This is a genomic window from Rossellomorea sp. GQ25 (genome assembly GCF_059758515.1).
Map to the genome: position 1 here is coordinate 529318 of NZ_JCAXEQ010000002.1, position 22950 is coordinate 552267.

At 38.9% G+C, this 22950-nt stretch carries 16 protein-coding genes and 1 pseudogene; 3 read left to right on the forward strand and 14 right to left on the reverse strand.

The window, feature by feature from the left end:
* Positions 1–4: 4 nt before the first annotated feature.
* From AC6CIB_RS08445 to AC6CIB_RS08465, 5 genes are all read right to left on the reverse strand, one after another.
* Positions 5–517 (reverse strand): hypothetical protein, encoded by a 513-nt coding sequence (locus tag AC6CIB_RS08445; RefSeq protein WP_498279612.1) that lies wholly within the window; start codon positions 515–517, stop codon positions 5–7.
* Between the two features lie 75 nt (positions 518–592).
* A complete protein-coding gene (locus AC6CIB_RS08450) occupies positions 593–2434 on the reverse strand; it encodes an AIPR family protein (protein WP_498279614.1) in 1842 nt (613 codons plus the stop codon).
* A 4-nt stretch (positions 2435–2438) separates the two neighbouring features.
* Positions 2439–3458 (reverse strand): PD-(D/E)XK motif protein, encoded by a 1020-nt coding sequence (locus AC6CIB_RS08455; protein WP_498279616.1) that lies wholly within the window; start codon positions 3456–3458, stop codon positions 2439–2441.
* Position 3459: 1 nt separating this feature from the next.
* A complete protein-coding gene (locus tag AC6CIB_RS08460; RefSeq protein WP_498279618.1) occupies positions 3460–6108 on the reverse strand; it encodes a Z1 domain-containing protein in 2649 nt (882 codons plus the stop codon).
* A 13-nt stretch (positions 6109–6121) separates the two neighbouring features.
* Positions 6122–7600, reverse strand: coding sequence for an ATP-binding protein (locus AC6CIB_RS08465; protein ID WP_498279620.1), 1479 nt, complete (start codon positions 7598–7600; stop codon positions 6122–6124).
* Positions 7601–7854: 254 nt separating this feature from the next.
* Here AC6CIB_RS08465 and AC6CIB_RS08470 point away from each other — a divergent pair, with 254 nt between their 5' ends.
* Together AC6CIB_RS08470 and AC6CIB_RS08475 are read left to right on the forward strand one after the other, a co-directional pair.
* Entirely contained in the window at positions 7855–8277 is a 423-nt protein-coding gene (locus AC6CIB_RS08470; protein ID WP_498280531.1) for a very short patch repair endonuclease, read from the forward strand.
* Between the two features lie 157 nt (positions 8278–8434).
* Complete coding sequence (locus tag AC6CIB_RS08475) at positions 8435–10150, forward strand: DNA cytosine methyltransferase (RefSeq protein WP_498279622.1); 1716 nt, start codon at positions 8435–8437, stop codon at positions 10148–10150.
* 969 nt (positions 10151–11119) lie between these two features.
* Here AC6CIB_RS08475 and AC6CIB_RS08480 read toward each other — a convergent pair.
* Both AC6CIB_RS08480 and AC6CIB_RS08485 read right to left on the reverse strand, forming a co-directional pair.
* Positions 11120–11578, reverse strand: a pseudogene (locus tag AC6CIB_RS08480) (phosphorothioated DNA-binding restriction endonuclease); the annotation flags it as partial.
* A 68-nt stretch (positions 11579–11646) separates the two neighbouring features.
* Positions 11647–15348, reverse strand: coding sequence for a PDDEXK-like endonuclease domain-containing protein (locus tag AC6CIB_RS08485; RefSeq protein ID WP_498279624.1), 3702 nt, complete (start codon positions 15346–15348; stop codon positions 11647–11649).
* 251 nt (positions 15349–15599) lie between these two features.
* On the opposite strand from AC6CIB_RS08485, the gene AC6CIB_RS08490 reads away from it, so the two are divergent.
* Positions 15600–15992 (forward strand): hypothetical protein, encoded by a 393-nt coding sequence (locus tag AC6CIB_RS08490; protein WP_498279626.1) that lies wholly within the window; start codon positions 15600–15602, stop codon positions 15990–15992.
* A gap of 50 nt (positions 15993–16042) precedes the next feature.
* Here the strand turns inward: AC6CIB_RS08490 and AC6CIB_RS08495 are convergent, their stop codons facing one another.
* The 7 genes from AC6CIB_RS08495 to AC6CIB_RS08525 all read right to left on the reverse strand — a co-directional run bounded on the left by AC6CIB_RS08495 (position 16043) and on the right by AC6CIB_RS08525 (position 22948).
* Positions 16043–17392: a hypothetical protein gene (locus AC6CIB_RS08495; protein WP_498279628.1), complete on the reverse strand. Its 1350-nt coding sequence runs from the start codon at positions 17390–17392 to the stop codon at positions 16043–16045.
* 77 nt (positions 17393–17469) lie between these two features.
* Positions 17470–18567: a tartrate dehydrogenase gene (locus AC6CIB_RS08500; RefSeq protein ID WP_498279630.1), complete on the reverse strand. Its 1098-nt coding sequence runs from the start codon at positions 18565–18567 to the stop codon at positions 17470–17472.
* 12 nt (positions 18568–18579) lie between these two features.
* Positions 18580–19341, reverse strand: coding sequence for a 3-oxoacyl-ACP reductase FabG (gene fabG / locus AC6CIB_RS08505; RefSeq protein WP_498279632.1), 762 nt, complete (start codon positions 19339–19341; stop codon positions 18580–18582).
* Positions 19342–19345: 4 nt separating this feature from the next.
* Positions 19346–20311, reverse strand: coding sequence for an NAD(P)H-dependent flavin oxidoreductase (locus AC6CIB_RS08510; protein ID WP_498279634.1), 966 nt, complete (start codon positions 20309–20311; stop codon positions 19346–19348).
* Positions 20308–20721 carry a PaaI family thioesterase gene (locus AC6CIB_RS08515; protein WP_498279636.1) on the reverse strand — a complete coding sequence of 138 codons (414 nt, stop codon included), beginning with the start codon at positions 20719–20721 and terminating at the stop codon, positions 20308–20310. The genes AC6CIB_RS08510 and AC6CIB_RS08515 overlap by 4 nt, the downstream gene beginning before the upstream one ends.
* On the reverse strand, positions 20718–21728 hold the full coding sequence (locus AC6CIB_RS08520) for a hydroxyacid dehydrogenase (protein WP_498279638.1): 1011 nt from the start codon (positions 21726–21728) through the stop codon (positions 20718–20720). The genes AC6CIB_RS08515 and AC6CIB_RS08520 overlap by 4 nt, the downstream gene beginning before the upstream one ends.
* Positions 21729–21757: 29 nt before the next feature.
* Entirely contained in the window at positions 21758–22948 is a 1191-nt protein-coding gene (locus AC6CIB_RS08525; protein WP_498279640.1) for a thiolase family protein, read from the reverse strand.
* Positions 22949–22950: the final 2 nt, after the last annotated feature.

Sequence of the window (22950 nt, forward strand, 5' to 3'; positions counted from 1 at the left end):
CTTACTAACCGCCAAATGTACAATCAATATCCCCTGAAGAAGTATAAATTAAAATTCCGTTATGTTCTTCACTAAGATACAACCTTTCTTTAATCAAAGCAGAATTATAGCCGCATGTTAAGGCTAATTCATCAATGATTAAATGTGAAAGCGTATGAAGGAGAACCTTCCTGGGGCTTATTATACTTTCATCAACAATGGTCCCTCTTTTTTCTACACGCGTAAGAAATCTGTAGAAGTAATGTTTAACATCTTCTCTCTGCTCCCATATCGTTATTTTTTCAAAATTTATTGTGAAGTAAATTCCCTCACGAAAAACCTTGTAAGCAGGTAACCAATTATTATCATTTAAATGAGGCTCTTCAAATAATAATTGTTTACCTTTTAAGAGTTCGTTCTTTACTGAAACTTCCTCTTTTATTGTTAGCCTACTAAATCCGGTTAAAACAATCGTTTCTTTTAATTTTGTGATTCTATTTAAGGAATCACGGGGACGGTTCTTATGCTTCGGAAGCAAGAGAACCGTCCCCGTGCTGCTCTTGGTCCCTAAACTGATTAAAATTCCTAGGAGATGTTTTTTATACCTCTAAACTTACACTAGTGCCCTCAAAACATCAGCCGATTCTTTAATAAACCCAGACCAGCAATCCTGCTTTTTAGCCCACTGAGTAACATTCTGATCGCCTGCTGACTCCCTTAGATAATTTAACGCATTAGCAGCTATTATCCTAACTACATCTCTCCATTCTTCAGAAAGCCCTTGCTTATCCCATACATCAATTAGAGAAATACGCTCCTTGTATAGGTGGCCAAGCATAGCAACGGTGTAATAAATAACATTCGCCCTGTAACCTTTTAGTTTCATTTCATCAACTACATTCGCTACGTAGGTATTAATTAGTCTTCTAGCAATGAGTTCCTTGTAAAAATTGCTGCTGATATTTTCTATCGGCTTAATGACTTCACTATCCTCATTAGTAGTCAAGCTTTGTTTCCAATACTGACTGTTTAAGTCCATGAACTTCTTAAAAGCTTCCTCTCCACCTTTACTAGAAACGTGAGGATGCCCCTCCCATGACATAAAGTATTTGGCCAACTCTACTTTTTTAATGACTTTTTCTTTAGGGTACATCTTTTTAAATGCTGTTTGTTCTTTTCCTTTTGAACGTCGGCTAATATCAACCATGTACTGACCCCTTGCACGTTCAAAATACCATTTTGACTCTTCTTTACGGTTATCAAAAGTTGGTATCCATGTATTGCGTGATAGCTTTTCAATATCTGACATAAACCTTGTATTAGCCATAAGATCAGACTTATTTATTTTGTTTTGTGTATTTGCATATTCAGAAATTTTTGCAATTAGTTGATCTTCTACATCATGACGATCAACATGTGTATCAGCGATTGCCTCACCTGTATTTAAAATGGTTAATTTAGTTTGTACATATACTCCATCCAGATCAATGTCATTCTTAAATGCTTGATGGATAGATGCTGTTGTTTGACCTCCGTTGACAATTTGCCAACCAGTTAATGATTTGATCTCGTAAAGGTTTGAATCCCCTATTTGAACAATATCACCAGACTTTGCAACACTAGAAATACCATTGTTATATGCTACAAACAGCTCTCGCTGATCTGGATCTTTTAAAGTATCTCGAATACCTTTGTTTGTTCCTCCACGAGCTTGTAGAAATGAACGCACATTTCTCTCTACCAATTTTGGTCCCCAGTCATCATATAGTTTTGCTAGTAAGGTAGCAGGGATCGCACCAATGTAGCAAACTATTAAACCATTTCCTTCTGGGTTTGGAACGTGCATTAACTGGATGGTTGAATTATACTCTGCTTCAAATTTAATATCAAAGTCTCTTATTCCTTGCTCTGCTTCAGAGAGTTTATATATTCTGTCCATGTCCCAAACATGTACATTAACTGTTTCTATTCCAGGAATAGATAAATCTATTGGTTTATTAGTAAGATAAAATTTACTAGATACTACGAATATATTTACTTCTTCTATCTCATTACGATTACTTCTGATTAACTTAATAAGATCAAGGAATTCCATTGATTTATCCGCTATTTCCAAGATAGAGTCTACGTTGGTAAAGAATCTTTTCGCTTTATTTGCCACCTCTTTTATTGTCGTCATATTAACTACCGGTATAGAATCGTTTATAAATAATGGCTCATAATCAACAACATAAAGGTTAAGCACATTGGTATCTTCAAAGTAAAGGTACCCGTTTATTTGTAGCTTCAGTTCCCGTTTAGCATAGAAAGTAAGTGTAGGTTCGTCATCCATGTTGATATACGGTAGAACCTCTTGCAAAAAAGGTGTTTGTCTTGATCCCACTACATTTGCCTTCTGCTCCACAGTGTCTAAAAATTCTTGTAAAAACTCCAGCTTTCGTTTATCTTCTATCATTTCTCTACTTCCTTTTATCCAACTTAAAAATGTCTTCCACATCCACTATGAAATCCTCACAATGAGATAAGTCTAAGGAATAGGAAATCCTGCTTACACCTTTAGGAAGCTGTTTCGATTCTATTCTAGGAAACTTTTCTCTTACCTCATAGGCTAATTCTTCATGAATAAAAAAATAATTGCTGGTATACTCTTCCACTTTAATATTATTAAATAGAAGTATTTCTCTAAATTTAACCGCAAGTGATGGAGCTTTTTTTATAAGCTTCTCTTCAATGCTTTTTGCTATATTTTCTAAGGTGCATCCAACCGTGGCATTCTTCTCAATTTTTAGTACATATAAGAATAACTCGTTAATAACTGGATTTAGCTCTAACTGCTTTTCACTAGAAATCTTGACTTCATCCCGTATCTTTGGTGAAAGAGTTTTAATCTCTATACCACTTTTCTTTCTTACAAAGTCTATACGGAACCTTAATGGTCCTTTCCAATCATTAATAATTAACGGAGGATCTGATGGGAAATATTCCATCCATTTGTTAATATAATATAATTCTCCATATAAACCCGCTTCTTCTTCTTCAGAAAGTTTTGCATCCCATTTCCTTTTAAAGAAATTATGCCATCTATCTAGCACTTCATATATCGAGGTATACAAAGGTAATTCTTCGTCGACCAAAATGTGATCCACAATATTCTGCAGCACATTTTCAAATATATCATCACTTTCATCAACTTCTTGTGATATAACTAAAAAATTTTTTTCTTTTAATGGTCCAATTTTGCCAAAGTACTCTTGATTAATATGGATTCCTCTCCACATTGGAAATGCTTTTAGTTGTTCAGAATTCCAATTCTCATTAGTGATATCTATATATAATCGCTTTTGATTATTTAATAAATCTAACCCTATTAACAGGTAGGGCTTTTGAAAGTAGATTGGCTCTAGCTGGTATACATCTTTACTTTCTTCATTTGACGCTCGTTCCACTAGTGTGTTAAAACTATTTGATATATTTATCATATTATTTGTTCCTTCCAACTGTTCGATTATGAACGTACCCATTTTTAGTTTGAGTTCTATCACCTGATCTTGAAGGTTCTAATTCAATATCTGGGAAAGATAGAGCTATTCCTATTGGTACTAGATTCTCACTGAAGTTAATATTTAACTTCTTAAATGGTTCCACATCTGGATGCAATGGATATATCATAAGAACGGGGTTCTCTTTGTTCCGCAGTTCTCTATTTTCAGTTTTGTTATTAGAATTGCCTTCAATATCAACAAACTCTTGATTAGAAGCAACAATTGCGCCTAGATCTACTAGTTTATTAGCTTTTCCTTTGTCTCTGTCGATACTTCTTAATACAGCACTCTCAATTGATATGGGACCTAAATTGACTTTCCACTTTTTTATATTCTTTATCTTTACTTGTGCTGTTTTCAAAGTACTAGGTGTGACATCGACAACAACTACATTAAATTTATTCAACTTTCCTTTATCGTTTAACTCAGCTATATAATTAGCTATCTTCTTACTATTTACCTTTGAAGCAGTTTTACTAGTTTGATAATTAGACAAAAATTCAATAATAGTTGTACTTGGTATTTGTTTAGCTATATGGTAACGAGTAGAACCTTCTTTTATCTTAAATTGATCATCAATATTATTGAGTAAATTAAGAGCTGCCTCCATGTTCCTATCATAGAAAGCCTTATCCTTATCAAAAATACGAGTTTGTTGAAGACTGTTTGAGTAATTTGGAGTTTTTTCCGCAGCCCTCATTTTATTTGGACTAGTAACACTCATGCTCTGGTGATCTTTCATTTTAGCAGCATACTCTTCCGGAGTAACATCTAACTCATCATATTTTTTGAATTCTTCTCTTAGATCGCTCATCACACTCGCTAGGTGTTCAAAGTTGTCTGCCAGCTCTTTACTTGTATAAATACGACACAGATCCATATAACCTTTACGATACCCAAACCATCTTCCCATCTGCATTAGCGAATCATACATAGCACTGTTTCGGTAGTAATATGAAATAGATAATCCATCTAAGGTTAATCCTCTTGATAGCTTGTTCCCGCCAATTACAATTACATTTAATCCATTTTCTTTATGCTTTTCATATTCTAGTGCATCATCACTTTCACCGTTTATTTCCATGACCTCCACCTTACCAATAACCTTTCGAACTTCTTTAAAGACTTCAACCCAAGAATATACTTTTGGGTTTTCTTCAGAGAATTCATTAAATGATTGAACTGGAATAATATCTTCTTCATATAAATTTCTTAATTTATCTATATACTTACTATCCGAATCGTAAAGTACTTCATTAGATAATTTTTTATAAAACTTTTCAATAACGCTGCACATGGAGTTCTGGATATCCGTGAACCTACTAGTGTGTATAAGCATAGAATTATGTTCGTTATTCTGCCCTCTCAGATTTCTAATAGCAATTGTTAATAGAAAAGAAAGAACAGCATCCTCCATAGTTGGTGGAACTTGTTTAAATAAATCTGTATCATCTTTACTTTTTATATCATCTAGTAATCTAATATCTGTTTCACTAAGATATCTAATATACATTGGCTTATTATCTTCCATATATCCTGATGTGTTAAAAAACTCGTCTGGGCCACAATAGGCTTTAGGTTTAGGCAGAGAGATTGCAAAGTCTTTTGGGTATAAGTCTATTCCAACATCTTTGTGGTTCGCCTCAGCGTCAATTAATAAATTCGCGAACGGCGTAGCAGTATACCCCACATATGCCTTTTTATCGAATAAACTTAATAGCTCTCTAATCTGCTTGTTTATTGTGCTTGGTTTGGTTTTATTACCTGTATCAACACTAGCTTGATCAGCTTCATCATCAATGATTAATGTTGGCGGATTAACATCTGACATTTTAATACTATTCCTAATCAAATCAATAAGGTTTGGAAGAACATCCTTATGTTTCTTTACAATTGCCAATATAGGCTTCTCTAAGTTCCTAATCCCAATGGCATTTGCTGTTGAGATATCCTCTTGTGGTGTGGTCCATGTTTCTATTTGAGTACCACCAGTTTTTAACTTAGCTACCCCTTGCCTTTCATTTGTGATAGGATCTATGGTCCCTACAACCTCTTTTTCTAGACGGAGCTGGGTTTGAGTCCTTAAGTCGTTGTGCATTCCTGCTAATACGATTATTAGTTTATAACCAACATCAAAAGCTTTATTGATAAGCCCAGTAAAATTAGCAGTCTTACCCGATTGGACATACCCCAATACTAAACCCCTATTATCAAAGTCCTCTTTTACTTTTGGATTACCTATACAATCTAGTATCTCATTAGTAGAAATATCTATAGAACTAACCGTATTAACATCCCAGTTCTTCTCATTTAGAAGATACTTTTCATATCTCGGCCAGAAATATGAATATCCCCTAGAGTCCCCTCTCCAATTAAATGATCCTGGCCCTTTTAACACACCAGGCTTTTCTACATTAAAAGAACCGTACTTTGCGTAAGCTTCCAAGGCCAAACTTTCCTTAAAATCTTCACCTATTTGTCCAAATTTATTAGTGAGATTTTTTTCTGTTTCCCTGATCGCTAGATTTAATGGATCTTGCATACCAAAGTTTTTGTAGATTGAGTAAAAATCATCAATCATAATCATATAGCTATCTCTATCAAAATTTGACACTAGTATCAACTTCTTTCTGTAGAATATCTTTTATAGTATGAATCTCTATACTCTCAAATCCGCTCATTAATGAAATGGACTCGGAGATTTGATCCAGGCTTGCGTCCATTCCGGAGTTCATAAGTATTTCTGCATATTCAATAATTGTTTTCCTCTGACTTTCATCGACCGTTTGCCTCTCCTGTTTAACCATTGATTCCGTCTTCAATAGATTGTTGGGTGATCCTAACTCAATTAACTTAAGATAGAGATTTAATTTCCGTTTTACTCCATCATCTAACTCTTTCAAAATATGCATCAATACAGGGTGGTTCCTGTTAAGCACGTAATTACTAATATTTTCATCAGATTGTAATTCCCACGTGTTTAAAGAACCTTTAACTTTTTCACCTGTTCGTGATGCTCGAGTTCTATACAGCATAATTTCTTGAGAGAGTCGTCTATAGTATTTCGCTATTGCTGCTAATGCTTCCTTAATGTCTTCTGGTATGGTGACAGTTGACTTCTTAACGTCTAGCCTCCACTCTTCATCGGCTTCATTAGCAAAATCTACTTTTATCCTTACTAGTTCTGAGATTGCATCTTTGGGAAACAAACCAAACCAATCTCCATATGAAACCAATCTTTCCTCTCTATAAATGTAAAAACCTTGGTGATCTCTCCATCCTTTTATTCCACCAGCCTCTTTATGCTCTTTCTTATTAAAAGTTGATGGATGTGGAAGTACGTAAGGAGTAACCACCACCCTTTTTCCATTTAATTGAAGATATTGAACCTCTCCTTCATAACACCTAGGGTTCCCTTCTAAGAATGGGTTCCATGTTAGCAGTTGATTACCGTTAATCTCCATTAAAATTTCTCTTTCTAATAAAACGTGAAAAACCAACTCTAGGTACTTCCGGATGCGGTTTACCTTGCTATAGAAACTAATTGACTTTACTATATTTTTAGTCCCATAACCGCAGAATCTATCTAGTTTATCTATAAGCACTACAGTACCGTTATCGCCCTGTATTTCGTCAAATCCCAATGAAATATCTTCTGGAATTGATGTATATAGCAACCATTCATTCTTTTCACTAACATAGTCCAAATCCCAACACCTGACAGAAATCTTAGAGTCTTTTTTGCTAACAACAGTTAATCTCTTTCCTAAAGAAAAAGCAGCAGTTTTTAACCCCATTCCAAATCTACCTAATTCATCACGCTCACGTTTATCTCTTGGGTCTTTAGATCCAATGGTCATTGCTGTTTGTAGTTCATTATCATCCATACCATTACCATTATCTATAATTTTAATAGAGCCGTTACCTTCGTTATATGAAAATTCAAGGCTAATATTAAGTGCTTTTGCATCAATACTATTGTCTATTAAATCAGCTATAGCTGTCTGAGAGTTGTATCCAATACTTCTTAATGCCTGAATTACAGGAGCAGCCGATGGTTGTGTTGTTACTTCATTCATATAGTTCACCTATTTCCAATTGGATTCCATATATATTATTCTAGCAGGTTTAACACTTAAGTACAGCTAGGCACTTAAATTCATACGTCTGAGATTGACCTTCTCAAATTCGTTTTAGAATAGCACCTATTCAGAAAGGCACACATAATTGAAGGTATATACATATCTTTTTTTCATTTTTCAAACTAATTATAGTTTCTCCCTGTTTTTTCCGGGGGAAAATTTAGATATATGTAAAAAAGGAAATGATAATTATGACAGACAACCTAACCAAAGAACAAAGAACCAAAAACATGAAAGCTATTAGGTCACAATCCAAGTTAGAAAACAGGGTTTCACGTGAGTTATGGAAAAAAGGAATTCGATTTCGCAAGAATGTAAAATCTCTGCCTGGAAAGCCCGACATTGCAATTAAGAAGTATAAAGTAGTTATATTTATCGACTCGTGCTTTTGGCATGTCTGTCCTTCGCATGGGAATATGCCGAAATCAAATCAGGAGTATTGGTTGAAAAAATTAAAGAGGAACCAGGAAAGGGATAAGGAAATAAACAAATATTACCTTGAAAATGATTGGGAGCTTTTGCGAATTTGGGAGCATGAATTTAAAAAGGATTATGGCTCTACCATAGATAAGGTTATCTCCTTTATAGGTCATGCGAAAGAAAAACACTCATAAATCTATTCAGATAAGTCCACCCACAAGCCTAAAAGAATTTAAACTTGATCTTACACTAGACACCACACCCCTTCCAGTTTTATAATAAATAGTTGCTCTATTACCACTTTTAGACTATGCTGCTTATATAAGAAACATTTGTGGGAAGTGATTATTAATGAAAAAGAAAATATATAACTTATTGGACTTATTTGCAGGGGCTGGAGGGTTAAGTAATGGTTTTGAACAAACCGGAAGTTTTAAGGTGGCTGGAGCCATTGAAATAAATGACGCAGCTCAAAAGACATATATTAAGAATCATGGAAATAACCAAGAAATAATTCTGCGAGATAAAGACGGTAAAAGTGATATAACTAAAATTAGATTTAAGCAGGTGAAAGAAGATCTTCAATTAGACTCTGGTTCTACAGTTGTGGTTGGTGGACCTCCATGTCAAGGCTTTTCTAATGCTAACCGACAAAAAAATTATTTAATTTCAGGTAACAACCAGTTGGTAAAAGAATTTGTCAGAGCTATTGATGAGATAAAGCCAGTAGCTTTTGTATTGGAAAACGTTAAAACTATGCAATCCTCAACTCACAAGTTTTTTGTGACTAAAAGTAAACACGCAGCAAAAGGTGACTATAGTTCCATTTCGCATTTGAACTCAATATCCACTGAAGAGGATCCTATTTATCAAACAGATACCATCGAATTGCTTAAAACAAATAATCTAACAAAAGAATTTTTTGCAGAAATTTATGCTCTTTCTGATGTTCCACTACCAATTATAAGCCAAACTGATTTATTAATAAGGTTAAGGACTCTTCAACGCAGATTTTTAAAGAGTAAACGAATAGAGCTTAAAAACAAAAAAGAGATAGGTGAAATTGAAGAAACACTGAGTCTAATCTCAAAGTATCCTACTCAGAATCCTATATTAGTTGATTTGTTAATAGATATTAAGCAATTTTTGTCTCAACTATTGAAAGAGTCTATTACATCAAATGACTTAATAACACCTTTAATTAAATTTAATGAATATAATCGATTTCTAACTCGTTGTCAGGAACTAAAAGAGGAAGATATAGATTGTTTAAAATTAGATATTTTACAGGAAAACGAGTTCTTTGCAGCTAAAGCAAAAGTGTACTCCTACAACTTGGTAGATTATCTTGAAAAAGTTTTTAATCATTATGGCTATTCGGTAAAATACAAAGTTTTAGACTCTTCTAAATACGGCGTTCCACAAAAAAGAAAAAGATTTATTTTGATGGGAATTAAAAATAGAAATTTAGAATTAGATTTGCCCGATGAATTACCTTCCGGCAAATACACTGTTAAAGATGCGATTTTAGATTTAGAAGATATTGAACCTCAAAAGGATTTGTCAGAATACAATGCGGAAGTCTATTCATTCAATCAAATAAGATCTCCTTTGGTAAGATACTATAGAGAAAAATTGAATCATACTGATATATTACACAACCACATAAATACTAATAGTACACCTCTTATCCAAAGAAGGTTCGAAGAGATAAGAATGACCAACGGAAAGAATTTCCATAGCCTTTCCGATGAGCTGAAATCTAGTTATAGCGACGCTTCTAGAACTCAAAATACTGTATACCTGAGGTTAAATTACGACGAACCCTCACCCACTGTTGTAAATGTTCGGAAGTCAATGTGGCAGCATCCAAGAAAGGCAAGAGCGCTGAGCGTTAGGGAAGCTGCACGGCTACAATCTTTCCAAGATTCTTTTAAGTTTTATGGACGGAAAGATGAACAATACCAGCAAGTAGGGAATGCTGTACCCCCTTTATTAGCAAAAGGTATAGCATCTACTTTATTAAAAAATCTAGATAAGTTACAACGAAAAGACAGCTCCATTTAGGCAGCTGTCTTTTCATTAAAACTTAGCAATATGTAGGCATTTTGTACTTGTGCAATCTGAATAAGCTCTAGTAGACAGTCATTCCAGAATTTTTAATTAGAATTTAGTTTTGACTATTGCAGACAGAATGAGCCATTAGTGCATAGTTTTGAGCCACCTAACGCGGTAGAGAAAGCCACTAAGTGCGAAGTATTTAGCCACTTGTGGTATATAAATACCTCCCTGTATAATTGAGAAGCATGCGTTACCGTATGAAAAATCTTTTATAGGGAGAGTTTTTGTTATTAATTGTCATAACATTCTAACCCTTCATTTGGAGGGGGTGATTCAGCGTACGATCAGTGCGAGTAAAGGTCATTCAAGAAATACGGTGGCTAGTGTGATTCAAACGGCAAGATGACCGATGCCTGGCTAAATGCCTGAGAAACAAGCAGTCGAGAAAGGCTATTACCCAGTGCACTTCAGGATAGTCTTCAATTATATGGTTTACAATTTCTTCACTATCTTCTGAATTGAGTGTTTCATATTCTAAGCGCGCATCTTTAATTAGACTAAACTTTATTGATTTCTCCAAAAAAATACATCCTCCCCAGGTTTATCATGTAGTTATACACCTACATTAGATAAAGAAACAGATAATACAATTTAATTATATTTAAGCCGATTCAAATCAAATTTTTATGTTAACATGTTTATTACTTTAACAGGCTACATGTAAAATGCCATGTCATTGTCATGACCAAATTTATAAACATCCGTGGTATATCAAGAAATAAAAGCGGTTAGAGTAACTTTCCATGAGCAAGCCTACCAAGCCTGTATCACACGAGAAAGCACTCATCTATCCGTGCTTACCTTTTTGGGTTGCACTCTTGATATGTGAGGCGTCAATTTTAGATCTGGAAGTTCAGTATTTTACTCATGCTTTTGTTATCCGGATTAATGATCCATTCTACTTTACTAGTTAATTTACATTCCATATTGTAGACCTTTAAAAACTTCCCTAACATGCCAATCCATAAAAGACTGGGCCGGATAGTAATAAGACTGAATAGGCTCCCTAACCGTCTGCCCATTATACCTTAACAGCCACTCCTCAAACCCATGTGTCCCATGTGCATCCTGAGACACCACCATCTTTCGCTCGGGTGTCAACGTGAACACTCCCCTATCAAATAGCTTATGGTGCAAAGAACACAAAGCTATTCCGTTTTCTTCAGTATCCGGACCACCGGCTTGGTGCCATTTGATATGGGCTGCTTCTACTCCGACAAGTGTGTGGGCAAGTCTTACATTAAAACCCCAAATGGCACAACTATACCCGTATGCCCTTAGGATTTTCTCCCTGAATTTCGGATCCCTCTTCTTTTTCGTATAAACGGTGAAATCCAGCCCTACCGAGTCCAAGATGTCCTGGTGGATTGTTTCAGCATTAAATAAGAAAGAAAGGCATCAGTAAGTAATTTTTGACCCCTTCTAAAATCCCCCCCAAGTAATTACCTAACCTTCACCTTCCCCCTAACTTCCTCACTCTTCACCAATTCCTTCACCCGCTCATGAATCCGCTCAATCTCACTCCCAGGACTCTTCCACCAATTCCGGCTCCAAATCCGCTCAATGGTCCAGCCTCTGCTTTCAAGGAACTTCTGACGGTATACATCACGTTCCTTCGCATTCTGGGAACTGTGATACATGGCTCCATCGCATTCGACACCCAGGATGTATCGGGATGAATCGTTCGGATGGACGATGGCCATGTCGATTCGGTAGCCGGACATGCCGACTTGGGTGGTGACTTCATAGCCGAGATTGCGAAGTTGTTTATAGACTTGTTCTTCAAATGGTGAGTCAAAGTGAAGCTCTTGCGATTTCACATGAGTATTTACGTTTTCGTTTATTTCATGGATGACGGCATCTATGTGTTCTAATTGGGAGTTCGCCACTGCTTTCGCATATTTTAGATACGATTTAAACAGTTTTGGTCCCATTTCAGCGGCGTTGGCCACATTGAGTTCTTCCGGCTCGATGCTGGAAACGACGATGATGCCTTCCTTTGCCCTCGTAATGGCGACATTTAATCTGTTTTCTCCGCCTTTTTGATTTAATGAGCCAAAGCGATTGTAGATCTTGCCTTCTTCGTTTTTCGCATAGCCGATCGAGAAGAGGATAATATCCCTTTCATCCCCCTGGACGTTTTCAATGTTCTTCACAAACACTCTTTCGTCCAGTTCCTGTGACATGACTTGCTGATAGGCCGCATTAAATTCTTCGTCTTCCCCTGCAGTTTTGTCAATGATGTCCATGATCTTCGTTTGCTGCTTGGCATTAAAAGTGATAATTCCGACGGATTTACCCGGTTCGTTGATCAGGAGATCCTTCAATATCGCCACATCTTCTATCGCTTCCACTTCATTGGATTGATTGATCCATCTGCCGTCTACCTTTTTCCACTGGATAGCAGGCGGGTTCTTAAATGGAATGACATTCGGTGCGATTTGGACATGACCGTTATAGAAGGCATGATTGGAGAAATTGATCAATTCTTCATATTTAGAACGGTAGTGCCACTGTAGAATCTTTTCCGGAAATCTTCTTTTTGCCAAATTCAATAGGCTGACGGATTCATCCGTCTCGTACTCTACTTCTTCCTCATCATCGTTCTGGACGCTTCCTTGGAAAGTCGTCATTGGAGGCAACTGCTTTTCATCTCCTGCCACAACGAGCTGTTTGGCACGATACACAGATGGAATGCCATGCTCGACTGTACACTGAGACGCTTCATCAAATATGACTAAGTCAAAAAGTCCTTCTTCTAAAGGGAAAATGGATGACACAATCTCTGGGGACGCTAACCAGACCGGCAAAATATCCACAAGTCCATTCGCGGCAAATTCGTTCACCAGTTTTCTTAGAGACCAAATCATCCGTTTCTTCCCGACTTGATGTTTCAGTTCCTTCACTTTCCTTGGATGAGTCGATTGTGCAAAGTCCACATTTTTCGTAAGGGTATGAATGAGAAATTGGGTAGCTACTGCTCTTCTCTGTTCAATGAGAGCTGAAAACGATTCTCTGATTCTCCCAAATTCATTGGTTGAAATCTTTTGAACGTCAGGATATTTCTTTTCTGTGTCATCAATCCAATGAACATAGGCAGAGTTTCTAAATAAGTCCACCCAGAAGTCAGATAAGGACATGTCAGAGAGATTTTCTTTGTTTTGGAGTTTCTTGATTACTTCCTGAACTTCTGTGTCGCATCTCATCCAGTAGTTATCCATCTGCTGAAGTTCTTCAAAATCTCGATGAAAATACTCCACGATTTCATCTATTTCTTTTAATGGAATATCTCCCTCAGAAATTCTCGTTTTAAAGGCATCGATTTTTTCATCTTTCAAGTACTTACGCAGCTTCTCTATTTCATCCGACATGGCTTTCGTTTCTGCTCCTAACTTATGCATCGTAATTAGGGCTTGTTTGATCTTCAACCATTCTGTCGAATTCGTTCCTTTAAATTTCTCCCCGTCCAATAGCTCTTCAATAATGGACTTGCCGTAGAAGGATGTCCACCACCACAGGCGTAACCCTTGAAGGGTTCGTTTGTTTTGATCATCTAAATCCGGATAAACTTTGTCTAATTTGTTCTCGATCATCCACGTGTAGGCTGGAGTGATTTTTTCATGATCCAGCGTTTCAAGATAACTAACAGAATTTTTCGCTTTCGCCATCACCCCATCTAATAGTTCAATGGCACGGAGCTTTTCTTTCATATCCATGTTGGCGAAGCTTTTACGCTCCTTGAGTTGGTAGTCATCGCTCCCAAATCGTTCATACCATTCAGCATAGGTGTAGATCTTTTCTGAAAAATCATCTAACTTCTCTCTATTCAAGATTGGCATGACTCCGTTTAAATCGATCATTTGAGTCGTTTCCTCAACGGAGTTTGCCAGACCATATAAGTCGTATAAGCGCAGTCCAAAGGCCTGCCTTTCATATAAAGCTTTAGCGATTCCATTGAGTAGATCTTCCTGGCTCTGGAGCTTTGAAGAAGTAGACTTCAATGTACTGATCGCTTCTTCAAAGGTAATTTCATTCTGCTCAAGCACAGATGATAACTTCGCATATAGTTTCTTTCGATCCTGCTTTTCATCATGAACCAACGCTACATGATTACTTAGATCAAGACCGTCCAGCCGTTGATAAACGACATCCAGGGCAGCACGTTTTTCACAGACCACCATGATTTTCTTCTGCCTCTGAAGAGCATCGGTGATTAGATTTACGATGACCTGGGATTTACCCGTTCCAGGAGGGCCATGAACGACCAGGCCTTTTCTGTATCTGGCTTCTTTTAAAATCTCCTCTTGAGAACCATCCGCCTGCAGAAGATTTAAGATTGAGATATCGTTATCCAGCTCTTCGATGTCTTCTCTATCATCCTCATCCCCTTCTTCAAATTGATTAGCCTCAGGGTTAATCAGTTCACCTGCAAGAGATAAACCGTTCCCCTCTTCCGATTTTTCAATCAGCAAATCGTAATCCTTTACCAAAGCTGTACTGCCTTGAGGGAAATGTCCAACAATGGCGTTTTCAGTAAGGGCTAAATTGGAAACCTCAGGAATGTCCTCAGTTTTATATTGAGCTAACTTCGTAATTCCTTTTGGTGAGAACGAAATATTCAAATCGTATTCTTTAAGAAAACTCAACCAGCCCTCATAATCGAGAGTAGTAGCTAACTCAGACGCTTTTTCAAAGAAATCGTCCGTAAAGGTTAGGTTATTGTATTTCTTAAAAGCCAAAAATAACGTCCGGTTAATCTGAGGCTCCCCCTCATCCAAACGAAGCAGCCACTTCTGGCTATTCACATTATTCCGCTCCAGTCTCACAGGATATAAGAATAACGGAGCTTGAAAGAACGTACCATCCTGCAGCGTTCCCGACAAAAATGGGAAGCCCAAATAAAGATCATGAATCCCTTTTTCCTCTTCAATACCCTTCATATTTCTCGATAGATCCGTTAGCTTCTTAGAAAGCATCATAGAATCATCATTGTCCATGGAAGGCTTAAGAATCGTAAGCTCTGACTTTGATTGCTTCACGATTTTCTCCACTAACTTACTACTGACCTTTTCCTCTTTCTCATCCAACTTATCAAGCTCCGTCAAATCGAAGCTCCACTTATTGTAAAGCTTCAACAGCCTCACAGACCGATTCCTCTTATTTATGTTGTTTAACTTGTCTCGCATGTGTATTAATTGGTCTTTCAATTTTATAACCTCTTTCTGTTGCTAATACTTCTTACTTTATGTTTTCTCTACAAAAAAAGAAGAGCTGTTTTAGCTCTTAGATCCAACTCATAATTTTTCCGTTGTTACACATATGTAACATTTCTTCATAATTATAACAAATTGTGGGTAGTGTTTTATAGGTCGTTGTGGAAAACAATAATTTTCCGGTGAGTTCTTTTACAAAACGCTCTACATTTAAAGTGGATCCGGGTTACCGTAAGATCGCTTCTAACGAACTGATTGTGTATGACATAGAGTTGTCGGAGTTTATTCATCGGAAAGAATCGGTATTGAAAATTCAGCATACAGAACCTCTATTAATTGAGAGTGACATCATTTCCATTTATCAAGCTTTCTTAGAGGCAAATATTACTGACCTAAAAGTTAGAGAAGAACATAAGCAGGTATTGAATGCACCTGAACACAAGACCAATTCCAGTTCTACTTGTGCTGTTTGCAATAAGCCGGTTTCTGACAAGGTTAGGGCGTATTGTTTAGGGAATCATACTTTTAAGGGAAAGATTTATTGTTATGAGCATCAGAAATCTTCACAAAATTAAAATGAACATGAAGAAAAGGTCCGTCCCTAAATCTCAGGCACGGACCTTCCTCATATCCAATTCAAAACATAAACATACACAAACGCCAACCCCGTTATCGAAAGAAAATATACCCCATTCCACTTAAAGGCCACTGTGACACCATTCCTCTGAACACACTGACTAATAATAATATTCATAGCATTTAACGGAGAGATCGCGGAGGATAGCATCCACGTAAAAATACACATAAACGCTACACTGGCAACCGCTACATTAGGCATGGCTGTAAAGTCAAGTGAGGTTAGAATTAACGGTGTTACGATAATCTGGTGCACTCCGAGAAACGCCATAAAGGTCACCAATAGGATGATAAAGAGAAACAAAACGCCAATGGATTGTGTGGCCGACCACTGTATGGACCTCTCCAATAGTTCTTTGACGGGTGTATGGGAAACAGCATTCCCGAAAAGCCCTGCACTTAAGAATAGGCAAATCTCCATTTTTTGCGAGTGCAGCTTTTTCTTATAGAGAATAATTTCTTCCTTAACGATTGATTTCCTTTTCCGGAAGATCACCCAGGCTACAGGAACCAGAAAACAAATAATGCTAACCAGGAGCAGCATGGACTTCTGAAATACCTGCTCCATGACAATCAACAGCACAACCAATCCAAGGACAAAACCAAAGAGGAGATACATATCCTTCTTAGGCCCTTTATCTTTATCATGTGATATCATTACGTTTTTTTCCTCGGCTGCAGCAGTCTCTTCTACAATCCTAGGTCGAAAAAGAACGATTCCCACCGTCATTTGAATAACGGCGAACATGACTCCTACGGCGACATATGAGAGATAGGTAATATCTAAATAAAATAAGACAATCCCCACAGAAGCAAAAAATGGTGACCATATAACCGCCGGGGTAAACCCTACATAATAGGATCTTGATAGTAACTTGGAGGGAAGGTGTATACTTTCCACAAACCCGTGAACAATCCTTAAGGCACCCATATTCAAGATAGGTGCAAGTGTTAGCATAAACGTGCTTATTCCATAAAACGTTTTCCGGGGGTTGTTTTTCAACTCATTCAAATAAAGGATAACAGAATCAATGATCCCTTCTCTTCTCAGTGGCACTGACAGAAGTGGAGCTAAAATGAGAATCGATAACAGGGGCATATTCTGCGTGATTCCCTGTACTAGATCGAAGCCTGTATCTCCAACACTATAGTGAATGATTCCCCCTGCAGCAAACAGACCAAGTGTAAATATCCGGCCTTTCCATTCTAATAAAGGAAGGAAGAGTAAAAATACGGCAGTGGCAACCATGTTAAAAACCAAACCAATATAAACGTTTGGCGCAAAAGCCTCAATAATATAAAGAAAACACATGCTCATGATGAGAGAAAAACGTAACATGTTGTCCCTTCTCTCTTTAAGTCTCTAACAATCTACTACAAAACACACTGTGCGAGAATGATTCAGAGGGCGGTTCCTTATCCCCTTTGTACTTTATCCTGGAGAGGCGCATGATGCTTTAATAGATCCCTGAATTCATTCCCGAGTTGTTCAGTCGTTGCCCCTCCGCCGAGATCAGGGGTGAGAGAATCCTTCTGGGAAAGAATCTCCTGAATGGTTGACAAAATGGTACGCCCCCATTCTTTTTCACCAAAGTGATCCATCATCTGACTGACAGACCATATGGCAGCTAAGGGATTTGCAAGACCCTTGCCGGCAATATCAGGGGCAGAGCCGTGGATGGGTTCAAACATGGAAGGATACGTTCGTTCAGGATTGATATTGGCTCCTGCTGCCAAACCAAGGCCACCTGTAATCGCAGCACCTAAGTCCGTCAGGATATCTCCGAATAAATTGGATGACACGACAATTTCAAACCTTTCCGGCTGAAGGACGAAATAAAGGCTTGCTGCGTCCACAAGGTAAGAATATGTTTGAACATCAGGATACTCTTTCCCTACTTCGGTAAATACTTCATCCCAGAATACCATGGAATAATTAAGGGCATTCGCTTTGCTGATGCTCGTCAGCGTCTTCTTCTGTTTACGGGCTTCTTCATATGCATAGCGAATAATCCGTTCAGTACCTTTCCGTGAAAAGACGCCCGTCTGTAATACTACTTCCTCAGGCTTTCCTTTAAAGAGCCAGTCACCCGCTCCAGCATATTCCCCTTCGCTGTTCTCACGAATCACTAGAAAGTCTAATTCTTTTTCACTTTTATTCTTAAGGGGGGTTAAATCAGGGTGCAAGAGTTTAATCGGCCTGAGGTTTACATACTGATCAAACTTTTTGCGAATTTCCAAGAGTAATTCCCAAAGAGAGATGTGATCGGGAACTCCGGGATATCCTACCGCTCCAAAATAGATGGCATCGAATTCCTTCAATTGATCAATGCCATCGTCAGCCATCATCTTCCCAGTATCCACATAATACTCACATCCCCAAGGGAACTCCGTAAAGCTGAAAGTAAGCCGTGGATCGATTTCCTCAATCATCTTTAATACCTTTACACCTTCTGACACGACTTCAGGTCCTATCCCATCCCCTGGGATAAGGGCAATGTTCTTCTGTTTCATTTCCTTGACCTCCTATGCTTTTGGTCCACCGGCAACATATAACACCTGACCGCTTATAAAGGAAGAATCAGGGCTCGCAAAAAAGCTTGCTGCTTGTGCGATATCTTCCGGTGTACCAGCCCTGTTGACCGGGATCTGTTTTACTTTGGCTTCTATCAATTCTTCGAAAGTGATCCCTAGCCGTTCTGCTACTGCTTTGGTCATGTCTGTCATGATAAAGCCAGGTGCAATCGCGTTAACCGTGATATTATATTTCCCCAGCTCGATGGCTAACGTCTTTGTAAAACCCTGTATGCCTGCCTTCGCTGCAGCGTAATTCGCTTGACCTCTGCTCCCGAGTGCTGAAACGGAAGATAGATTAATGATTCGTCCGTACTGATTTTTCACCATTGATTTCTGGGCATATTTACTGCAAAGGAACGTCCCTTTTAAATGAACATTCATCACATCGTCCCAGTCATTGGAACTCATCTTATACAATAGATTGTCACGAATGATCCCGGCATTATTAATGACGATATCTACCTTCCCATGATCCCCTTCCACCTCGGCGAATAGCTTTTCCACTTCCGCTTCCTTGGTGACGTCTGCTGTTATTGCCTTAACCGATAGACTCTCTTCAATGAACTGGTGATACGTCTCCAATAAAGCCTGTTCATGGATGTCTACTAAATAAACAGTGGCCCCCTCTAAGGCAAGCTTTTTGGAAATCTCCCTTCCGATTCCCCTGCTTGCCCCAGTCACGATGGCTACCTGATTCTCTAAGTGTGGCATGACCTCACTCCCCTCTATGATTCTGGTATAATCGCTCAAGCTGCTGCTCGTATTCTGCCACGATGTTCTGGATGATCTCTTTGGCACTTCTAATTTCTTTAATTAATCCGATTGTCTGACCCAATGAAATGACACCTGAATGGTCATTTCCGGTAGTGAGTAATTCCTGATAAGATTCACCGCTAATGTAAGGGAATATCTCTTCAAGCGTGGCTCCTGCTCTCTCCTTTTCTACCAGCTCGACTGCCCGTTCCGATTTCATCACTCTCATTGCTTTTCCAATCGATTTTTTCACAAGGATGGTATCGGTTTCTTGTAAATCAATTAATCTCCTTTTAATGGATTCATGGAGGACCACTTCCTCTGAAGCTAAAAACCTTGTACCCATCTGGATGCCTTGAGCCCCTAAAGCAAAAGCAGCAAGAGCGGATTTCCCTGTTGAAAATCCTCCTGCTGCAATGACTGGTATTGAAAGTTCCTCCACAGCCTTCTGTATTAACGTAAGACTTGTGACGTCTTCTCTTCCTGGGTGGCCTCCACACTCATATCCAACCACCACCACTGCATCACAGCCGATCGCTTCCGCCTTTTTGGCAAACCTGACGGATGGGACAACATGAACCACCTTTATTCCGTTTCCTTTCAAACTGTCCATATATTTCTCAGGGTTGTTCCCTGAAGTAAAGACAACTGGTACACGGGCTTCTATGGCACCATCAACGAATTCATCCATCGGTTTACGGATCCCCATGGCAATATTGACTCCAAATGGCTTAGAGGTGAGGCTTCTTGCAGCGTCGATATCTTCCAACATCTCTTCCTTGGAAGAATAGCTACCTGCTGTTATGAGACCAAGCCCTCCAGCTTCTGATACTGCGGAAACGAGAGGAGAGGTTCCAAGTCCCTGAAGCCCGCCTTGGATGATGGGGTATCGAATGTTAAACATGTTTGTTATGGCCGTATTCATCATATTCTCTCACCCTTTGAGAGCTTAAATGTTCCAGTACAGTGGCCTAGAAGTTCACCGTCTTCATTTTTAAGCCTTCCTTCAATGAAGACCGTATTCCGGTTTTGATGAATAATCGATGCTTCTGAATAAACCTTCCCGTCCATGACTGACTTTAGATATTGAATATCTAAATGGAGTGTCGCTACTTCATCGAATCCTAATGTTCGTCCCGTCATGCCCATGGCTGTATCAAGTACAGACGCATATATACCTCCATGAACTGAATTTCTCACATTAATAAACTCTTTCTGGATGGGAAGTGCCAGTAGAACATAACCTTCTTTCAATTCTTTTAGCTCTAATCCGATAAAATTCCAGAACGGGCTATTTTCAAAATCTGATCTTACTTTCTGCAAATGTTCTGCTGTCATGAAAATGCCCCCTTTCCGGTTTCTGAAAGTTCAGCTTGATTGGCAATGACTGAAAGGTTCTCTCCATTGATCACACGGATCAGATTCTCTGCAATCAGGATCGAGGTCTGACGAGCTGCTTCTATGCTAATTCCCCCGATATGCGGACTCATTGTCACTTGTTTCAACTGAAAAAATGGATGATCAGCCGGCGGCGGTTCATTTGAAAACACGTCGATTGCCGCTCCGAGAATCCGATTCTGATTTAACGCATCCACTAAATCCGGCTCATTTATCACACCGCCCCGGGCTGTGTTAATGAGGACGGCTGTTTCTTTCATAAGCGACAGCAATCGATGATCAACAAGTTTATCTGTTTCTTTCGTCAGTGGGATATGTAAACTCACTGCATCACTCTCGGAGAATATCTTCTCCAAAGATGTGGTTAATTCCACCCCTTTTTGATCAGCAGCCTGCTGTTTTTCATTGTCTATTTTCCTTACATACGCCATCGCTTTCATCCCGAAACCATGTACTAAAATCTGAGCAACTTTTTGAGCTATGCTGCCGAATCCAACAATGCCCAGTTGCTTCCCTTCCAGTTCATAGGTATATTCTCCATCCCTTGACTGAAAGTTTCCTGCTCTCGTTTCCCTGTCGAAAAAAGCCGTTTTTTTCATGACCGCCAATAGCAGGCTCACCGCGTGTTCTGCGGTTGCCGTACTATTTAGCTTTGGTGCATGTAAAACGGGAATCCTCTTTGTCGATGCATATCGTACATCGATATTATCAAGTCCCACACCCGCCCCGGAAATGGCCTTTACTTGCTGGCAACTATCCAAAATGGCAGATGTGATCCTGGCGGGAGCCCGGAGGATGATTCCATCCACATGATGGTGTTGGAGGTAATCGCATATTTCCGCTTCGTTAAACTCAGTGAACTTCTTTACTTCGGCGTATTTGTTCAATCGCTCCTCCCCATCCGGATGGTACATGGGCAGAATCTGAACAATATGGGGCTTATCCATTACAACACTCCCTTTTGGCACATCACCTGCTAGACTTGAAGATTCTCAATAATAGTCGAGATTCCCTGACCACCGCCAATACAAAGCGTGACTAAACCATATTTTTCACCCCTGCGTTCCATTTCGTGAAGAAGCTTCGTCATCAGGATCGCTCCCGTTGCTCCAATTGGATGACCCAACGCAATGGCCCCTCCATTGACATTTACTTTATTGATATCCATCCCTGATTCACGAATTACTGACAGCGCCTGGGCGGCAAACGCTTCGTTCAGCTCGATCAGACCCATATCATTTATCGATAGTCCACATTGCTTTAAAGCTTTAAATGTAGAAGTCACTGGTCCAATCCCCATAATTTCCGGAGATACTCCGCTTACAGCCTGAGCGATGATTTTGGCTTTCGGCTTAATCCCATACTCATTCACTTTATCTTCATTCATCAATAGGACCGCGGACGCACCATCATTCCTTCCACTCGCATTACCGGCTGTCACGGTCCCGTTTTCCTTAAAGACCGCTTTCAGCTTTGAGAGTTTTTCTATCGTAGTGCTCCGAGGGTGTTCGTCTACACTAAATTGAAGAGTGTTTCTTTTCTCCTTATATTCAATTGGAACAATTTCCTTCTCAAATCTTCCGGATTCAATGGCAGACTGAGCAAGCTCCTGGCTTCGCAGTGCAAACTCATCCTGCTCCGATCTGTTGATGGTATATTTGTCAGCAAGGTTTTCTGCTGTCAGACCCATCGTCAGGTTTCCGTATTTTTCGATTGGCTGGGAGCACGGTTGACTTTCCGTATTCGGATCCAGTACTTGCGAATTACCGACTTGAAAACCATAACGTGCATTTCGAATATAATAGGGGGCTGTACTCATGCTTTCAGCTCCCCCGGCTATGACTACATCCGAATAACCAAGTCTTATTTGCATATCTGCATTATTAATAGCTTGAAGGCCTGATCCGCACTGTCTATGAACCGTATAGCCCGTAACCTCAATCGGGAGCTCCGCCCGTAATGCAGCGAGACGGGCAAGATTTGAGGTATCTGCACTTTGCTTTGCCTGACCAAGAATGACTTCATCTACTTCCACTTCAGAATGACTTCGATTCAATACTTCCCTAATGACTTTCTCTGCAAGATGGTCTACAGGAACACCTTTTACCGTTCCTCCCATTCTTCCAATCGCCGTCCGGACTGATTCAACGATATATGGCTGGTTCATTC

What these genes read in the sequence shown, in the direction of transcription:
- AC6CIB_RS08475 (WP_498279622.1), top strand. Translation starts at nt 8,435, where the DNA reads ATGAAAAAGAAAATATATAACTTATTGGACTTATTTGCAGGGGCTGGA.
- AC6CIB_RS08515 (WP_498279636.1), bottom strand. Translation starts at nt 20,721, where the DNA reads ATGACAGCAGAACATTTGCAGAAAGTAAGATCAGATTTTGAAAATAGC.
- AC6CIB_RS08470 (WP_498280531.1), top strand. Translation starts at nt 7,855, where the DNA reads ATGACAGACAACCTAACCAAAGAACAAAGAACCAAAAACATGAAAGCT.
- AC6CIB_RS08465 (WP_498279620.1), bottom strand. Translation starts at nt 7,600, where the DNA reads ATGAATGAAGTAACAACACAACCATCGGCTGCTCCTGTAATTCAGGCA.
- AC6CIB_RS08520 (WP_498279638.1), bottom strand. Translation starts at nt 21,728, where the DNA reads ATGGATAAGCCCCATATTGTTCAGATTCTGCCCATGTACCATCCGGAT.
- AC6CIB_RS08510 (WP_498279634.1), bottom strand. Translation starts at nt 20,311, where the DNA reads ATGATGAATACGGCCATAACAAACATGTTTAACATTCGATACCCCATC.
- AC6CIB_RS08455 (WP_498279616.1), bottom strand. Translation starts at nt 3,458, where the DNA reads ATGATAAATATATCAAATAGTTTTAACACACTAGTGGAACGAGCGTCA.
- AC6CIB_RS08500 (WP_498279630.1), bottom strand. Translation starts at nt 18,567, where the DNA reads ATGAAACAGAAGAACATTGCCCTTATCCCAGGGGATGGGATAGGACCT.
- fabG (WP_498279632.1), bottom strand. Translation starts at nt 19,341, where the DNA reads ATGCCACACTTAGAGAATCAGGTAGCCATCGTGACTGGGGCAAGCAGG.
- AC6CIB_RS08460 (WP_498279618.1), bottom strand. Translation starts at nt 6,108, where the DNA reads ATGATTATGATTGATGATTTTTACTCAATCTACAAAAACTTTGGTATG.
- AC6CIB_RS08450 (WP_498279614.1), bottom strand. Translation starts at nt 2,434, where the DNA reads ATGATAGAAGATAAACGAAAGCTGGAGTTTTTACAAGAATTTTTAGAC.
- AC6CIB_RS08525 (WP_498279640.1), bottom strand. Translation starts at nt 22,948, where the DNA reads ATGAACCAGCCATATATCGTTGAATCAGTCCGGACGGCGATTGGAAGA.
- AC6CIB_RS08495 (WP_498279628.1), bottom strand. Translation starts at nt 17,392, where the DNA reads ATGTTACGTTTTTCTCTCATCATGAGCATGTGTTTTCTTTATATTATT.